The following is a 14796-nucleotide window of genomic DNA, read 5'->3' as shown; positions in this document are numbered from 1 at the left end:
GTTTAGAATTTCCCCAGCTTAAATTGAGCACATCAAATTTTTGATGTGCTCAATTCATTTGGGTGGCAGTCAACAGGATGCAAGCAATGCTGTACTGATTTGAGGCATTAAACCCGTCAGCTATAAGTCACCTGTTGTCTTCATTTAAACAGGTGGCAGCCAAATGTTTGATTTCGGGATAGAATATTTCATCGCATTAATCACATTTGAATAAGGAAGAACACCATGAAAGCGGTTGCTTATCAAACTTCGTTGCCCATCACCGATGAACGCTCACTGATGGATGTCGAATTGCCTGTTCCTGAGCCGATGGGGCGAGATATTTTGGTTGAAATCAAGGCCATTTCTGCCAATCCAGTCGATACCAAGGTGCGTCGCTCAAGCGGTGCGGCTGAGGGACAGTGGAAAGTTTTGGGTTGGGATGCGACTGGGGTGGTGCGTGCGGTCGGGGCGGATGTGGGTTTGTTTAAGGTGGGTGATGAGGTGTGGTATGCGGGTGACATCACGCGCGCTGGTGCGAACAGTGAATTTCATGTGGTCGATGAGCGCATCGTGGGGCGAAAGCCGAGTGCTTTGAGTTTTGCCGAAGCTGCAGCGTTGCCTTTGACTGGCATCACGGCTTGGGAAATTTTATTTGATCGTTTGTTGATTGCCAAAAATGGCGATGTGAAAAAAAACATCATTATCATTGGTGCGGCGGGTGGCGTGGGTTCAATCATGGTTCAGCTGTTGCGTGAGTTGACCCCATTCACCATCATTGGTACGGCATCTCGTACCGATACCCATGATTGGCTGAAGCAGCTTGGTGTGCATCACGTCATCAATCACCATGAGCCTTTGGCGCCGCAGTTGGCCGCTGTTGGCATTGAATCGGTGGATTATGTGGCCAGTCTGACGCATACCCATTTGTATTTTGAGCAGTTGGCTCAATTGCTCGCTCCCCAAGGGCATTTTGCTTTGATTGATGATCCTGAATACATCGATGTGCGTTTGCTTAAACGCAAAAGCATCAGTTTAAATTGGGAGTCAATGTTTACCCGATCGATGTTTAAAACCGATGACATGATTGCTCAGCATGAGCTGTTGAATGAACTGGCGGACATGGTCGATGCAGGGCGAATCACCAGTACAGTGGCGGAGCGGTTTGGCCTGATCAATGCTGAGAATTTAAAGCGTGCGCATGCTTTGCTTGAAAGTGGTGGCAGCCGTGGGAAAATCGTGCTGGAGGGATTTTGAATCCATTCAAGCCATTGACCTTATTGACCTTGTTGATTTCATACCTTATGTGCACGGATGACGCCCGATGAAAACCTTATTGATGGTTTATCACAGCCAGTCTGGGCGAACGCAATCATTGATACAAGCTGCGTACGATGGGGCGTGTGCCAGCTGTGCGGAGTTGATGGCGTCATCAAATGCACCTCATCCTTCAGTCGATGATGATGGCACGCATATTCAAGTTAAATTATGCCATGCACGTGAAGTTGAGGCCGATGTTGTACGCCGTGCGGATGCGTTGTTATTGGCCACGCCTGAAAATTTTGGTTATATGTCGGGCGAGTTGAAAGCCATGTTTGACCGCACTTATGATGTCGTGCGCGAAGACACCGCTGGTCGTTCTTATGGTTTGATTGTGAGTTGTGGCAACGATGGACGTGGTGCACAAGCGGCGGTGGGGCGCATCATGGTTGGTTATGGCATGGCACTGGCGCATGATGTTTTGATTGTGCGAGGTGAAGTGAAAAATGTTGATGTGGCAGAGGCATACGCATTGGGGCAATACATGGCGGCCGCCTTGGCGATGGGGTTGATTTAAAAAATATGATGGGTTTGTAAGGTGCATCTCAATCCCTAGGGCTTTTTTCATTGGGCTTTCACATTGGATGCGAGAGGGCTATAATTAAATCATCCAACGTGACTAGATCAAGTGTGTCAAATGTTTATTGGATGAATGACCGCTGGCGCTTTATTTTTTATTTCATCTTTATTTCATGCCAATCACCATGCAGGTTTGTGATGTGTGCCCATGCTGGTGTGGCCATCTTAGAGGGAGAATGACATGATCACCCGTATGCAAGTCGAAATGGCAAAGTCCTTGTATGAACAAGCCCATCGCGCTGCAGAGTTTGCCCATGCTGGTTGGCTGGTGCGCCAAAACCTATACCGATTGATGTTCCCTCTGGCTTCGGATGAGGAGTTTGCAAAAATGATGGCAGTGCCGAATGCGCATTATGAGCAAGCGATTGAGTCCATGAAACAGCTGCGTGATGCGTATGAAAAAATCGCCGCTGAGTTGACAGAAAAATAATACAACCATATTGTTAACCTTAAACCATCCGATGTGTCGTTACAGGTTTGATTTGCAATCTCCAGCAGAGGAGGGGGGGCGTGTCAGGCATGGCATGACAGAATATATACGGTTTTCATGATGAAAAAACACCGCAACTGAAATCAGTGCGGTGTTTTTTTTGAGGCTAAATCTAGGTAAAACAGGTTGTTAAGCTGCGAAGTTGGCTGCAACGAAATCCCAGTTCACCAGATTCCAAAATGATTCAACGTATTTTGGACGCGTATTGCGGTAGTCGATGTAGTAAGCGTGTTCCCATACGTCGCACGTCAACAAGGCTTTGTTGTCTGTGGTCAAAGGTGTGGCTGCGTTTGAAGTTGAAACGAGTTCGAGTTCGCCTGCAGGTGTTTTCACCAACCATGCCCAGCCAGAACCGAAGGTTGTCACTGCTGTTTTAGAGAATTCTGCTTTGAAGTTGTCAAAAGAACCCCATTTCGCATTGATCGCATCAGCCAACGCGCCTGTTGGTGCGCCGCCGCCATTGGGTGACAAGCTGTTCCAGTAGAATGTGTGGTTCCACACTTGAGCTGAGTTATTGAAGATGCCACCTGAAGATTTTTTAATGATTTCTTCTAAAGTTGAGTTCTCGAATTCACCACCTTTGATGAGGTTGTTCAAGTTGTCAACGTATGCTTTATGGTGTTTGCCATAGTGGAATTCTAAAGTTTCTTGAGAGATTGTCGGTGCGAGTGCGTCCATTGCATATGGCAGGGCGGGTAAAGTGTGTTCCATGTCGTTCCTCGGTGGTGGTTTGAAAAATAAAGCTGTGGTGTTTTCGATTAATTGGCATTATAAACGATAAATTTAATTGCGTTTGTGCTTCACATTGTGTGAAAAAACGGTTGAGTTGTTATTAAGGGGGCTTCTGAACATTGGCTTCAAAACAGGGCAGGCTTTTTAGTGGCTCGTGCTGCCATGCCCGCATGGGAGACAGAAATACAGTCAAACGCAAAGGTTTGTTTTAGCTTTATAAATGAATGAGTTAAGGTGTCTTCGTTCCTCGCTGGATTCTTGCTCACCCCATGCGGGAATGAGGCGTGAGGTGTTTGAATGAGTGGGTGCGTTGAAATTTATTGGAAGCGGTCAACTCAAAAGCTTTTTTACTTTTTCAATGTATTGGATTGCCCAATCACATGCTGCAGAGCGTGGTGATGGGGTGGATTGTATGAAAATACCTTGATTTGTTTCCATATTTCAATTATTATTGAAATATGGAAACAAAAAACATCACTTCAGCCCTCTCGGCCTTGGCGCAAGAATCGCGCTTGAGCATTTTTAAACTCTTGGTACAGGCGGGACCAGAGGGGCTGCCAGCGGGCAAAATAGCTGAAATGACAAACATTGCACCATCGTCGTTGTCCTTTCATTTGAAAGAACTGTTGCACGCCGACATGGTGAGTGCGCACCAAGAGGGGCGTTTTGTCATATATGCCGCGAATTTTGACACGATGAATGCAGTGATTCGTTATTTAACCGAAAACTGTTGTGGTGGTCATCCGTGCGCCCCCACAAATGAAGTGTGCTGCACGCCGAATAACGTGAATAACTCAGGAGAAACACCATGAAACGCTTACACATGCATGTTGCAGTGGATGACTTGAACCAAAGCATTCAGTTTTATTCAACGTTGTTCGCCGCTGAACCGAGCGTGCTCAAAGGTGATTATGCCAAATGGATGTTGGATGACCCACGCATGAATTTTGCGATTTCGCAACGTGGTGCCGCGGTTGGTTTGAACCACATTGGCATTCAAGTGGAGCATGCGGAAGAATTGGCTGATATGCACACGCGCCTGAAAACACTGAATGCAACAGTGTTGGAGGAAACTGAAGCCGCGTGTTGCTATGCACAATCGGATAAATATTGGGTCACGGATCCGTCGGGATTGGCGTGGGAAACATTCCATACGCTCGACACGATCCCCGTGTTTGGTAAAGAGGTGAGTGAGACCAAAGACGCATGTTGTGCGCCGTTGGCAGCTGCACCCGCAGCGGAAAAATCACTGTCATCATGCTGCGTGCCTAAAGCGGGTAGTGGATGTTGTTAATTGCTTTTTTTTAACTGCTGTTGGGAAGCTCTAAAAATTGATTTCAGCATCAGGAAGATTGATTGAGCTGTTCGACCCGCTATCCACCACGTGCTTTTAGTAGGAATTCAGTCAAACGCAAAACGTCTGTTTGGCTTTGTTTAATTGTGTTTGACTTGACACCCTCTATTGTTCAGATCGCTTCGATCAATTTAGACCGTTTGGAAGTTTTATGCTCAATGTACTCATCCTCTGTACCCACAACTCCGCCCGCAGTGCGTTGGCCGAAGCCATGCTCAACCATTGGGCCACGGAGTATGGCATCGCAGTGAAAGCCCATAGCGCGGGCAGTGCGCCTTCGGGCAAAACAAATCCGCACGCCCTCGCGGTGCTGAATGCCGCAGGCGTAGATACCGCCTATTTAAAAAGTAAAAGTTGGGATGTCTTTACGGAAATTGGCGCACCTGAGATTGACATCGTCATCACCGTGTGTGACTCGGCAGCAGGTGAAACGTGTCCATTGTTCATTGGCAATGCGCAGCAGATTAAAGTGCATTGGGGTTATCCCGATCCCTCTAATGCCATGGGTGGTGAAGAGGCCAAACGTGCGGCATTTGAAGTCACACGACAAGCGCTGGCTTATCGGATGCTCATGTTGCTTGATCTGCTCGAATCGTTGACGGATGAGGCCAGTGATGGCATTGCATTGAACAAAGCATGGCATGCCATGCCAAAAGTCGCACGTGTGGCGCAATTGGCAGCGGTATTGGTGAAATGATCGCCAAATGATCGCCAAATAATCACGAAATAATTACCGAGTGATCACCAAGCGATCATCGAAACGAGCCCTCCAAAATAAATCATTCGAAATGAGGCATTCGGATGAATGATCCCATTCAACGTTGTCTCTTTGAAACACACACCATGAACTTATTTGAACGTTACCTGTCCCTGTGGGTCGCCTTGTGCATTGTTGTCGGCATTGCACTGGGTCAATTTTTTCCCACCGTTTTTCAAAGCCTAAGCCACATTGAAATCGCGCAAGTGAACATCCCAGTCGGCCTGCTGATTTGGGTCATGATCATTCCCATGCTCATGAAAATTGATTTCAGCTCATTGCATCAAGTGAAATCGCATTGGCGCGGCATCAGCGTGACATTGGTCATCAACTGGCTGGTCAAACCCTTTTCTATGGCATTTTTGGCTTGGCTGTTTGTGCGTCATGTGTTCGCCCCTTATTTACCCGCTGAACAGCTTGACAGCTACGTCGCGGGTCTGATTTTACTGGCCGCTGCACCGTGCACCGCCATGGTGTTTGTGTGGAGTCGATTGACCCACGGCGACCCATTGTTCACGCTGTCTCAAGTCGCGTTGAACGATGCCATCATGATTGTCGCCTTTGCGCCGATTGTTGCCTTGTTACTTGGTCTGTCCGCCATCACCGTGCCTTGGAACACATTGCTCTTGTCGGTCGCATTGTATATTGTCATTCCTGTGATTTTGGCGCAACTGCTCCGCAAAAGCCTGCTCAAGAAGGGACAAGCGGCTTTCGACAACACCATGAATCGCATTGGCAGCTACTCAATTGTCGCGTTGTTGCTGACGCTGGTTTTGTTGTTCGCATTCCAAGGTGAAGCGATTGTCCAGTCGCCGCTCATCATTGCCATGCTGGCGGTGCCGATTCTGATACAAGTGTTTTTTAATTCAGGTTTGGCTTATGTGCTCAACCGCTGGGCGGGTGAACAGCACAGTGTCGCTTGCCCATCGGCCTTGATTGGTGCGAGCAACTTCTTTGAGCTCGCGGTTGCTGCCGCCATCAGTTTGTTTGGTTTTCAATCGGGCGCAGCATTGGCAACGGTGGTGGGTGTGTTGGTTGAAGTGCCCGCGATGTTGCTGGTTGTTCGGTGGGTCAATCGAAGCAAAAACTGGTATGAAAATCGCTAAATACACAATGTGCATTGGTAAAAAAGCGTGAATTCAATAGAAATTCACGCTTTTTTTGTACCTGCTGATGTGCTTTGAGTGCTCAACACGTCCATTCTGAGTGGGGAAGCGTGCCGCAATGATTTTTTGATGGAACAGCAGGGGGCGATTTTTAAATCAATTCTTTTAAAAATGACCGTGAAATATGGGTGATGTCTGAAATATACGATAAAATTAAGTTCAGGATTAAGTTTAAGGATTAAGTTTAAGGATTAAGTTTAAGGATTAAGTTTAAGGATTAAGTTTAAGGATTAAGTTTAAGGATTAAGATCAAGGAGTCACCATGACACACCACATCACACACATCCTATTTGATGAGCGCACACTGGCAAACACAGTCGAACGTCTTGGCGCGCAAATCAGTCGCGATTATCACGGCCAAGAACTGCTCGTGATCTGCATTCTGAAAGGTGCCAGCGTCTTCATGGCCGACCTCATCCGAAAAATTGATGTACCGATTCAAATCGACTTCATGGCCGTATCGAGTTACGGCCACAGCACCCAAAGCTCAGGTGTGGTCAAAATCAACAAAGACCTCGACACCGACATCGAAAACCGTCACATCCTCATCGTCGAAGACATCATCGACTCAGGCCTCACCCTCAAATACCTTTCCGAAAACCTGCAATCGCGCCATCCCAAATCCCTTAAAATATGCACGCTACTGGATAAGCCCGAGCGGCGGCAAACGCACCTCAGCATCGACTACACAGGTTTTGAAATCCCCGATGTGTTCATTGTTGGTTACGGCATTGACTACGCAGAACACTACCGTCATTTACCTTATATCGGCGCGATCTCGCCAAACTGACTTTGACCCTAAATGTCATCAACTGTCACGCATTGACCCATGTTGTCACGCACGCCTTAACCGCTGTGCCCTGAAGGGATCAAAGGCTTTCAACCGAAAAAAGAAGACACAAACAAACATCAAAAAGCACTAAAAATAACGGACAACCCAACCCAACCCAACCCAACCCAACCCAACCCAACCCAACCCAACCCAACCCAACCCAACCCAACCCAACAAGATCAAAGGAATAGCCATGCAAGCACAACACAACCTCTACGACCTCATCACCCCGCTCGTCAAACGCATCAAAGCCCTCGACACCATCCTTGAGAAACTCCAAACCCACTGCACCGAACACAACATCGCCGACGCTGTTTTTCTCAATGACCGCCTTTACCCCAACATGCTCCCATTTGCTTCGCAGGTGCGCATCGTCACCGACTTCACCAAAGGCGCAGCAAGTCGCCTCACAGGCAGCGACATCCCCAAATTTGAAGATAATGAAGCCACCATTGCCCAATTGCGCGACCGCATCGCTGCACTCATTGCCCACCTCGACACCTTCAATGCCAGCCAATTCGAGGGTGCAGACAGCAAAGACATCCTCCTCAAGCTGCCTGGCGATCGAGAGCTGAAATTCAACGGTTGGGACTACATGAATGATTTTGTACTGCCAAACGTCTATTTCCACCTGACCACGGCATACAACATCTTGCGTCATCGTGGGGTGGGGTTGGGGAAAGTGGATTTTTTGGGTGGGTGAGGCACTGAGGCAAGCGGTCATGCTCCCATTGCGCAGTGCATTTAGTTTAGTAATGAAATTTAAAAATAAAGTTTAAAAAAATGACATTTAAAGCCAAGCACGAGACTGACAAGATGGGGTTAAAAAGGTGATTGGAGGTTTTAGCGCGACACGCGTTTGGTTGCGGGTTTTTGCCTTTCGAGGCGGATGTCAGTCAGTTGCGATGAGGGGCACACTGTGTCCCCTCATTTTACAAATGTTCAAGCAGCGTAGCGCCGTTTGCTGTGCGCTGCATCATCTCTGAGTGAGATGATGCACTTGTCTTTGTGCGAAGTAGCCTTTGAGGCGATGGCTGCGACGTTGGGCTTTGGCGCGCGCTTTTTTGAGCCATTGATTTTCTTTTTTGAGACATGTTAAGTTAATCGAGGCGCGTTAATCAGTTCATGGGTGGAGCATCCATGCCGCATATCCATCTCAAACCCCATGTCCCCACATCCCTGTATGAGCATGCATTGTTGTTTTCACACCTCAATATTCCCATGTTGAGGTGTGGAAATGGGTGGTGACATCTGGTGTGAACCCAAATATTGACATGCCCAGTCACACTTTGGGATCACAACATTCACCACCAACCCATACGAATCAACCAGCAACGATCAACCAGCAACGATCAACCAGCAACGATCAACCAGCAACGATCAACCAGCAACGATCAACCAGCAACGATCAACCCGCAACGATCAACCCGCAACGATCAGCCAGCAACAATCAACGATCACCCCAACAACATCGCATTCACTCGCTTCAAATATGCGACAGGGTCGCTGGGCAGATCACCGTCGGCGAGCATGGCTTGATCAAAAATCACGTGTGCCAAATCATCAAAATGTTCGGCATCGGTTTCGAGTCGTTTGACCAAAGCGTGCTCTGGGTTGATTTCGAGTATCGGCTTACTGTCGGGTATGGCTTGACCCATTTGCTTGAACATTTTAGCCAACTGGGGTGACAGGTCGTGTTCGTCGGCGACCAAGCACGCTGGGCTGTCGACCAAACGTGTGGTGATGCGGACGTTTTTGGCTTTGTCTTTGAGCGTGGCTTCTAGTTTATCGAGCAGGGGTTTCAGTTGTTCTGCGGCGGATTCTGCGGCTTTTTTCTCATCGTCGTCTTGCAGTTTGCCTAAATCGACCGCGCCTTTGGTCACGCTTTGCAAGGGTGTGCCTTCAAATTCGGTCAAATAGCCCAAAGCCCATTCGTCGATGCGATCGGTCATGAGGAGCACTTCGATGCCTTTTTTACGGAACACTTCCAGTTGTGGACTGTGTTTGGCGGCAGCCAAGCCATCGGCGGTGATGTAGTAAATGGCTTCTTGACCATCGATCATGCTGGCTTTGTAATCGGCGAATGAGCGGCTGACTTCATCGCTGGTGGTGGAAGCAAAACGCAGCAATTTGGCGATTTTGTCACGGTTACCGGTGTCTTCTGCCACGCCTTCTTTAAGCACCGCGCCGAATTGCGCGTAGAAGGTGCGGAACTTTTCCTGCTCGGTGGCATCCTCGCTGTTGGCCAGTTGCTCCAATGTGCTTAAAATGCGGCGCGTGTTGCCTTCACGGATGGTTTTCACATCGCGGCTTTCTTGCAGCAGCTCACGGCTGACGTTGAGCGGCAAGTCCGCACTGTCAATCACACCTTTGACAAAACGCAAATAATGCGGCAATAAATTTTCAGCATCATCCATGATGAACACGCGTTTGACATAGAGTTTCAAACCTGTTTTGCTGTCACGATAATACAAATCCTGTGGCGCTTGCGCAGGAATGAACAACAATTGTGTGTACTCGGTCGAACCTTCCACGCGATTGTGCGCCCACGCCAACGGCGCAGTGAAATCGTGGCTGATGTGTTTGTAGAACTCGGTGTATTGTTCGTCCGTGATGTCTTTTTTGGGACGCGTCCACAGTGCACTTGCTGAGTTGATGGTTTCCCACTCATCGGTGGTGACCATTTCGCCAGGCTGATTTTCTTCTTTCGCGTCTTGCCATGCTTCTTTGTACATTTGAATCGGCAAACTGATGTGATCCGAATATTTATTGACGATTTGTTTGACTTGCCAAGCGTTCAAATACTGCTCCGCATCGTCGCGTAAATGCAAAATCACACTCGTGCCACGTGCCGCACGCTCAATCGTTTCCACTGTGAAATCGCCCGTGCCACCGCTCACCCAGCGCACACCTTCGCTGATCGGCGCACCCGCACGGCGCGACTCGACCGTGATTTTATCCGCGACGATGAAGCCCGAATAAAACCCCACACCAAATTGACCAATCAACTGCGCATCGGCTTTTTGGTCGCCCGAGAGTTTGCTCATGAAATCTTTTGTACCACTTTTGGCAATCGTCCCGAGGTTGTCGATCGCATCTTGCGCGGTCAAACCGATGCCGTTATCGGTGATTGTTAAAGTCTTTTTTGTCTTGTCCAAAGTGATGCGAATCGCCAAATCACTGTCATTCTCATACAACGCGGCATTGTTCAATCCTTCAAAACGCAGCTTGTCACACGCATCCGACGCATTCGACACCAGCTCACGCAAAAAAATTTCAGGATTGGAATACAATGAATGCGTGACCAAATGCAATAATTGCGACACTTCGGCTTGAAAACTGTGGGTTTTTGACGGGGTGTTGGTGGTGCTCATAAAACTCCTTGATGATTCAATGTGATCCATATAAAAACCCTGTGGTTTAAGCAGGGTTTTTGTTCTTTTTTAAGGTTGTTCATCTGATTATGGGGATCAAACATGCCTTTTCAAGTGTTTCTTGAGCTCGCATGGATCACGTTTTGACATGCATTGTTATATATTATTGAGCACAGCTGTTCATCATAGAGCATCCCCACATGCTTTGGCATTGAACCAAATGGTTCTCGCCGTACCGATGTAACTGTCAAACATCACGGGAGGGTAAAATTCTTTCAACGCCGCTTCCGTTTGGCCATGCGCACGGGTTTGATTGAGCAACCTTTGGCAATCTTGACCGCGCCCCAGTTGCTTGAGCGATAAAGACAACTCGCTCGCCGCCTTGTCATGCGTCAAGAAATCAATAAAAGGCTTGCACGCGCTCAGCGTTTTTGAAAAAGTCTGGTAAGCCGCTTCGTACTGTTGCTGGTGATACTGGCTGCGGTACACCGTTAACGAATGCTCAAAGCGCTGATTGTCGCACGCAGGCGGGACGGGCTTGTACTCGCCGCTGATGCTCACATTTGCACCGCAAAAAGCATCGCAAGCTGATTCATTGGGTAAATCAATTTTAAACCCGCCATTCGCCAAAGGAATCAGCTTAAACTGACATTCATGGCTTGCCACAACCCACCCACTCGATTTATAGTCGCCATCAACGTCACACAAATTACCCGAAGCAGAAACGGCCGATGCCTGAACGTGGTGCTTATGAACGACAACATGATCAAAACCATTGTCAGACACAAAAGCACCCTGAAAATCCTGTGCTTGAACGAGGGCAGGGCTTAAAATGAGGCCGAAGCACAAAGCCAAATACGAACCTAAACCACCGTGAAACTGAATCATGTTGAACCTTCATTGGGCAAATAGGACATACAGTCTACGCCATTGATGCGCCATTTTCACATAAAAACGCCATACAACGCACGCTCAGCCACATGACCGCATGCGCTAAACACACCCATTGAAAGCACCCATGATTCAAAGCTTCAACTGCATCCTACCGCACGAGTCGCCCGTCGCCCTCATCCTCGGCTCACTGCCCAGCGTCACCTCACTCGGCCAGCAACAATACTACGCCCACCCACAAAACGCCTTTTGGCGCATCATCGAAACCCTGTTCGCCAACGGTGCGCCATGTACCTACGATGAGCGAATTGAGCTACTAAAGCAAAACCGCATCGCCCTATGGGATGTCATCGCCACCGCCCAACGTGAAGGCAGCCTTGATTCCGCCATTCAACCCGACACCGTCATCCCCAACGACATCATCGGCCTGATCAACGCATACCCCAGCATTAAAACGATCTACCTCAACGGTGGCACCGCCGCAATCCTGTTCAAACGCCACATCGCCAAACACCTCAGCGCAACCGTTCAAATCATCCCGCTCCCCAGCACCAGTCCAGCCAATGCTCGGATGGGGTTTGAGGAAAAGTTGGGGAAGTGGGGTGTGATTAAGAACGACTCATAAGGGCAATGTGTGGAACCACACATTGCCCTTATGAGCTAAGCTAGAGAAAGAATACGTAGGATTCCCCGTCGAAGTAATGATGTCACGCGGTTGGTTTTGTGGTTTTCTTTATCTTAGTTCGTATCGTGTCATACCTGATTATTTCTTCGTTAAGATTTGTTGGTTCTGGTTTCTTATAAGCGTATTTATCGCTATGAGTATGGCCTTCCATATATCTGCAGCATTGAGCAAAGCTGTCCAATAACTCGTTCACCAGTTCATCATCAAAAAACACCTTTGACAGAGCATCAACACTAACTCTTTCGTTGTAACGCTGAACAACATTCTTAAAAAGATCGTTGATTACTAAAACTTCATAACATGTTCTTAAAGCGGTAAATCCTGTTCTAACTAGAAACTCTCGTTGTGCAGGTGGGCAATCATCTTTATTCGCATCTGTGTAATGCTTCCTTGCAGGTTCAGCGTTGCGATATTCTTTTTCGTAGGATGGTGAATTTTTTAACCAAACTTGTCCAGCGTTGCCGTCTCTGTTTTCAACCCAATGACAAAGAAAAGGATTCGTGCACTCTTCTGAAAAGGTAATCAAATTTGAAACGAAGATTAAATCGTGAGTAAAGACAATTACCTGTTTCCTTCCTGATTCTTTGATAAGTCGATGAGCAATATCCTTTTTCCTTCCTTCGTCTAAAGAGGTTACAGGGTCGTCAAATATTACTCCTCTGTTTACATCAGAGAGTTGCATTTCAGCCATGAAGTCAGCTAAAGCAATTACTTTTTGTTCCCCTTCACTTAGAATTGCAGCTGGATTTTTACCTTTCAAAGTAAGTTGCCTGAATGAGGTACCTGAAGAACCAGTATGACTAACTTCAATTCCGAAACTTCCATTCAAATGCGCACACTCTTGATTGAAAATATCAACGTACTTTTGATTGAAATATTTACCTGAAAGGTTTTTTTCCCACGTTGTTATGGTTCTTTTTTGACTTACCCAACTTATAGTATTCGCTTTCAGAATCCATTGTTGATTTTGAATGTAGGTCGTGAATTTTTCAAAATGAATATTGAACTTCTCCTTGTGAGCAAGATATGTTTTTGTATTTAGAAGCTTCGTTAGCTCTGCGCCTAGTGAATCATTTTTCAGAGTGCTTATTGATTCATTTATTGCAGAAATAATTGTGTCATGATCATCTACACTGGTTTGAATTTCTACTCGATTGTTTGCTGTTTTTCCTGTGATGTCAGCAACGATATTTGATGTAAGAACTTTTTGTGCTGCAAGATTTTCTTTAACTGATGTCAAAAAATTTGGATAGTTTTCAGTCAGCCAAACGGTTAAAATATTATCAATGGGGAATAAATCAAATGTAAGTTTTTCAAAACCAGCTTTTATTTCATTAAGTTCCTGCTGTGATTGAGTTGCGTTTTGTTCTACAACACTTTTTATAAAAACCCAGTAGTTATTAATCAGGTTTTCTGCCTCTTCTGAAAGTGGTTGATGGCAAAGCAAACAGTTGTCATTGCTTTTGGGATAGACTGTTTCATCTCCTTTTTGCTGTTTCGCAAACTTGTCAGCAGCGACAATAAAATTCTTCCATTCTGTAGTTCCGATATTTTGAACTTTATTTGTCTTGAAATTTTCAATTCCTCCTGCTTTTGCAGCAGCTTCTTTATCTAAACAATCAGTTATTGAAGTTTGAACACGTGTGAGATACGTCGAAGCAAAGTAAGTGTTGATAAACTCAATAGTCTTTTTATTGTCGCTTACACTCTTCTTTATGCCTTCAAGTTTTATAATATCCTTCTCTTTGTTTTTAGATGCTAGCGCAACTTCATCATACTTCTTTTCGATAGCGGCTTTTTCTGTTTTATCTTTTTCTGAAAATGGAGTGTGTTTTTTTAAATCTACAATGTTTGTTTGAGCTGTTAAGCCTTGAACCAAGGCTTTAATTTCAGACTCCCCATCAAACCAAACGTCAAACTCATTTGAAGTTTGTTTGCTTGCAATTTCAGAATTGAGTTTTACTTCAACCCGTTTTATTGCTTCTGTGAAGTCAGCGAAGAAACTCAACCCTGCTGGACGAAACTCAAATTCATTCTTGTGATCAAGATGTTTCTTTACACTACCATTGTCAAATACCGCAAATTGCTCAAACTCTGAATTATTAGAGTTGTCAGGATACTTTAAAGAAATGCCAGAATCTGCTGAATGAAAAGTAAAGTTTGCTGAAACGGGTTTGTGTTCGCTTTTGATGTGAATGTTTTGAATAATTTCTTCTGGTGTCTTTGAATAGAAAACTTTTTTCAGTAAACGAACGTACCCTGATTTTCCAGAGCCGTTTGCACCGTAGATAATTGTAAGGTTTGGGCTGAAATCAATTACTTGATTTTCAGTTAAGGCGTTTACGCCTTCAATATTTTCAAGCTTGGTGAAAGACAAATCAAGTTTGTAGTCACTAGAGTTGTTTCCGCAATAGTTTATTGCCAAGTTGGGTTTCTCTGTAGGCGGTAAGAGAGTGAGTTCTTCAAGTAGATATTGATAAACAATATCTATGTCAATGTCTGAAATAGTTGAGTCTGACAAAATTTTCTTAGCTAAAAAACGCCCCCAATATGGCAGTTCGTTTGAAAATTTATTAACCTCAGCCTCTAGCGTTAACACTTCATTGGCAGCTTCCTGTTCTTGACTCATACTCCCCC

General features: G+C 46.2%; 14 protein-coding genes. 10 read left to right on the top strand and 4 right to left on the bottom strand.

The annotated features are described in order from the left end of the window. Positions 1 to 225 precede the first annotated feature (225 nt). The 3 genes from DTO96_RS09880 to DTO96_RS09870 all read left to right on the top strand — a co-directional run bounded on the left by DTO96_RS09880 (position 226) and on the right by DTO96_RS09870 (position 2308). Complete coding sequence (locus tag DTO96_RS09880) at positions 226 to 1236, top strand: zinc-binding alcohol dehydrogenase family protein (RefSeq protein WP_114563341.1); 1011 nt, start codon at positions 226 to 228, stop codon at positions 1234 to 1236. Between the two features lie 67 nt (positions 1237 to 1303). Then, entirely contained in the window at positions 1304 to 1816 is a 513-nt protein-coding gene (locus DTO96_RS09875) for a flavodoxin family protein (protein ID WP_114563340.1), read from the top strand. A 243-nt stretch (positions 1817 to 2059) separates the two neighbouring features. Then, positions 2060 to 2308 carry a hypothetical protein gene (locus DTO96_RS09870; RefSeq protein ID WP_114563339.1) on the top strand — a complete coding sequence of 83 codons (249 nt, stop codon included), beginning with the start codon at positions 2060 to 2062 and terminating at the stop codon, positions 2306 to 2308. 189 nt (positions 2309 to 2497) lie between these two features. Here the strand turns inward: DTO96_RS09870 and DTO96_RS09865 are convergent, their stop codons facing one another. Continuing rightward, on the bottom strand, positions 2498 to 3079 hold the full coding sequence (locus tag DTO96_RS09865; RefSeq protein WP_114563338.1) for a superoxide dismutase: 582 nt from the start codon (positions 3077 to 3079) through the stop codon (positions 2498 to 2500). 479 nt (positions 3080 to 3558) lie between these two features. Between DTO96_RS09865 and DTO96_RS09860 the strand changes: the two genes are divergently transcribed. The 6 genes from DTO96_RS09860 to DTO96_RS09835 all read left to right on the top strand — a co-directional run bounded on the left by DTO96_RS09860 (position 3559) and on the right by DTO96_RS09835 (position 7912). After that, positions 3559 to 3912: an ArsR/SmtB family transcription factor gene (locus DTO96_RS09860; RefSeq protein WP_114563337.1), complete on the top strand. Its 354-nt coding sequence runs from the start codon at positions 3559 to 3561 to the stop codon at positions 3910 to 3912. Continuing rightward, the gene (locus tag DTO96_RS09855) at positions 3909 to 4394 is read left to right on the top strand and encodes an ArsI/CadI family heavy metal resistance metalloenzyme (RefSeq protein WP_114563336.1); all 486 of its coding nucleotides are present in this window, start codon (positions 3909 to 3911) and stop codon (positions 4392 to 4394) included. The genes DTO96_RS09860 and DTO96_RS09855 overlap by 4 nt, the downstream gene beginning before the upstream one ends. A gap of 211 nt (positions 4395 to 4605) precedes the next feature. Next, positions 4606 to 5151 (top strand): arsenate reductase ArsC, encoded by a 546-nt coding sequence (locus tag DTO96_RS09850; protein WP_114563335.1) that lies wholly within the window; start codon positions 4606 to 4608, stop codon positions 5149 to 5151. 104 nt (positions 5152 to 5255) lie between these two features. Then, positions 5256 to 6317 carry an ACR3 family arsenite efflux transporter gene (gene arsB / locus DTO96_RS09845; protein WP_114563334.1) on the top strand — a complete coding sequence of 354 codons (1062 nt, stop codon included), beginning with the start codon at positions 5256 to 5258 and terminating at the stop codon, positions 6315 to 6317. 322 nt (positions 6318 to 6639) lie between these two features. Beyond that, positions 6640 to 7167, top strand: a complete 528-nt coding sequence (gene hpt, locus DTO96_RS09840; protein ID WP_114563333.1) for a hypoxanthine phosphoribosyltransferase — start codon at positions 6640 to 6642, stop codon at positions 7165 to 7167. Positions 7168 to 7402: 235 nt separating this feature from the next. Beyond that, a complete protein-coding gene (locus DTO96_RS09835) occupies positions 7403 to 7912 on the top strand; it encodes a DUF1993 domain-containing protein (protein ID WP_114563332.1) in 510 nt (169 codons plus the stop codon). 754 nt (positions 7913 to 8666) lie between these two features. On the opposite strand, the gene htpG is transcribed toward DTO96_RS09835, so the two are convergent. Both htpG and DTO96_RS09825 read right to left on the bottom strand, forming a co-directional pair. After that, entirely contained in the window at positions 8667 to 10583 is a 1917-nt protein-coding gene (htpG, locus tag DTO96_RS09830; RefSeq protein ID WP_114563331.1) for a molecular chaperone HtpG, read from the bottom strand. Between the two features lie 183 nt (positions 10584 to 10766). Beyond that, positions 10767 to 11471, bottom strand: coding sequence for a hypothetical protein (locus DTO96_RS09825; protein WP_114563330.1), 705 nt, complete (start codon positions 11469 to 11471; stop codon positions 10767 to 10769). A 130-nt stretch (positions 11472 to 11601) separates the two neighbouring features. Here DTO96_RS09825 and DTO96_RS09820 point away from each other — a divergent pair, with 130 nt between their 5' ends. Beyond that, positions 11602 to 12099 (top strand): DNA-deoxyinosine glycosylase, encoded by a 498-nt coding sequence (locus DTO96_RS09820; RefSeq protein WP_114563329.1) that lies wholly within the window; start codon positions 11602 to 11604, stop codon positions 12097 to 12099. A gap of 82 nt (positions 12100 to 12181) precedes the next feature. Here DTO96_RS09820 and DTO96_RS09815 read toward each other — a convergent pair whose 3' ends face one another. After that, positions 12182 to 14788, bottom strand: coding sequence for an AAA family ATPase (locus tag DTO96_RS09815; RefSeq protein WP_225972483.1), 2607 nt, complete (start codon positions 14786 to 14788; stop codon positions 12182 to 12184). Positions 14789 to 14796 lie beyond the last annotated feature (8 nt).

Source organism: Ephemeroptericola cinctiostellae, from assembly GCF_003339525.1.
Lineage (GTDB): Bacteria > Pseudomonadota > Gammaproteobacteria > Burkholderiales > Burkholderiaceae > Hydromonas > Hydromonas cinctiostellae.
The sequence above is the reverse complement of the archived record's forward strand: the minus strand, read 5'-3'. Positions and strand labels throughout refer to the sequence as shown.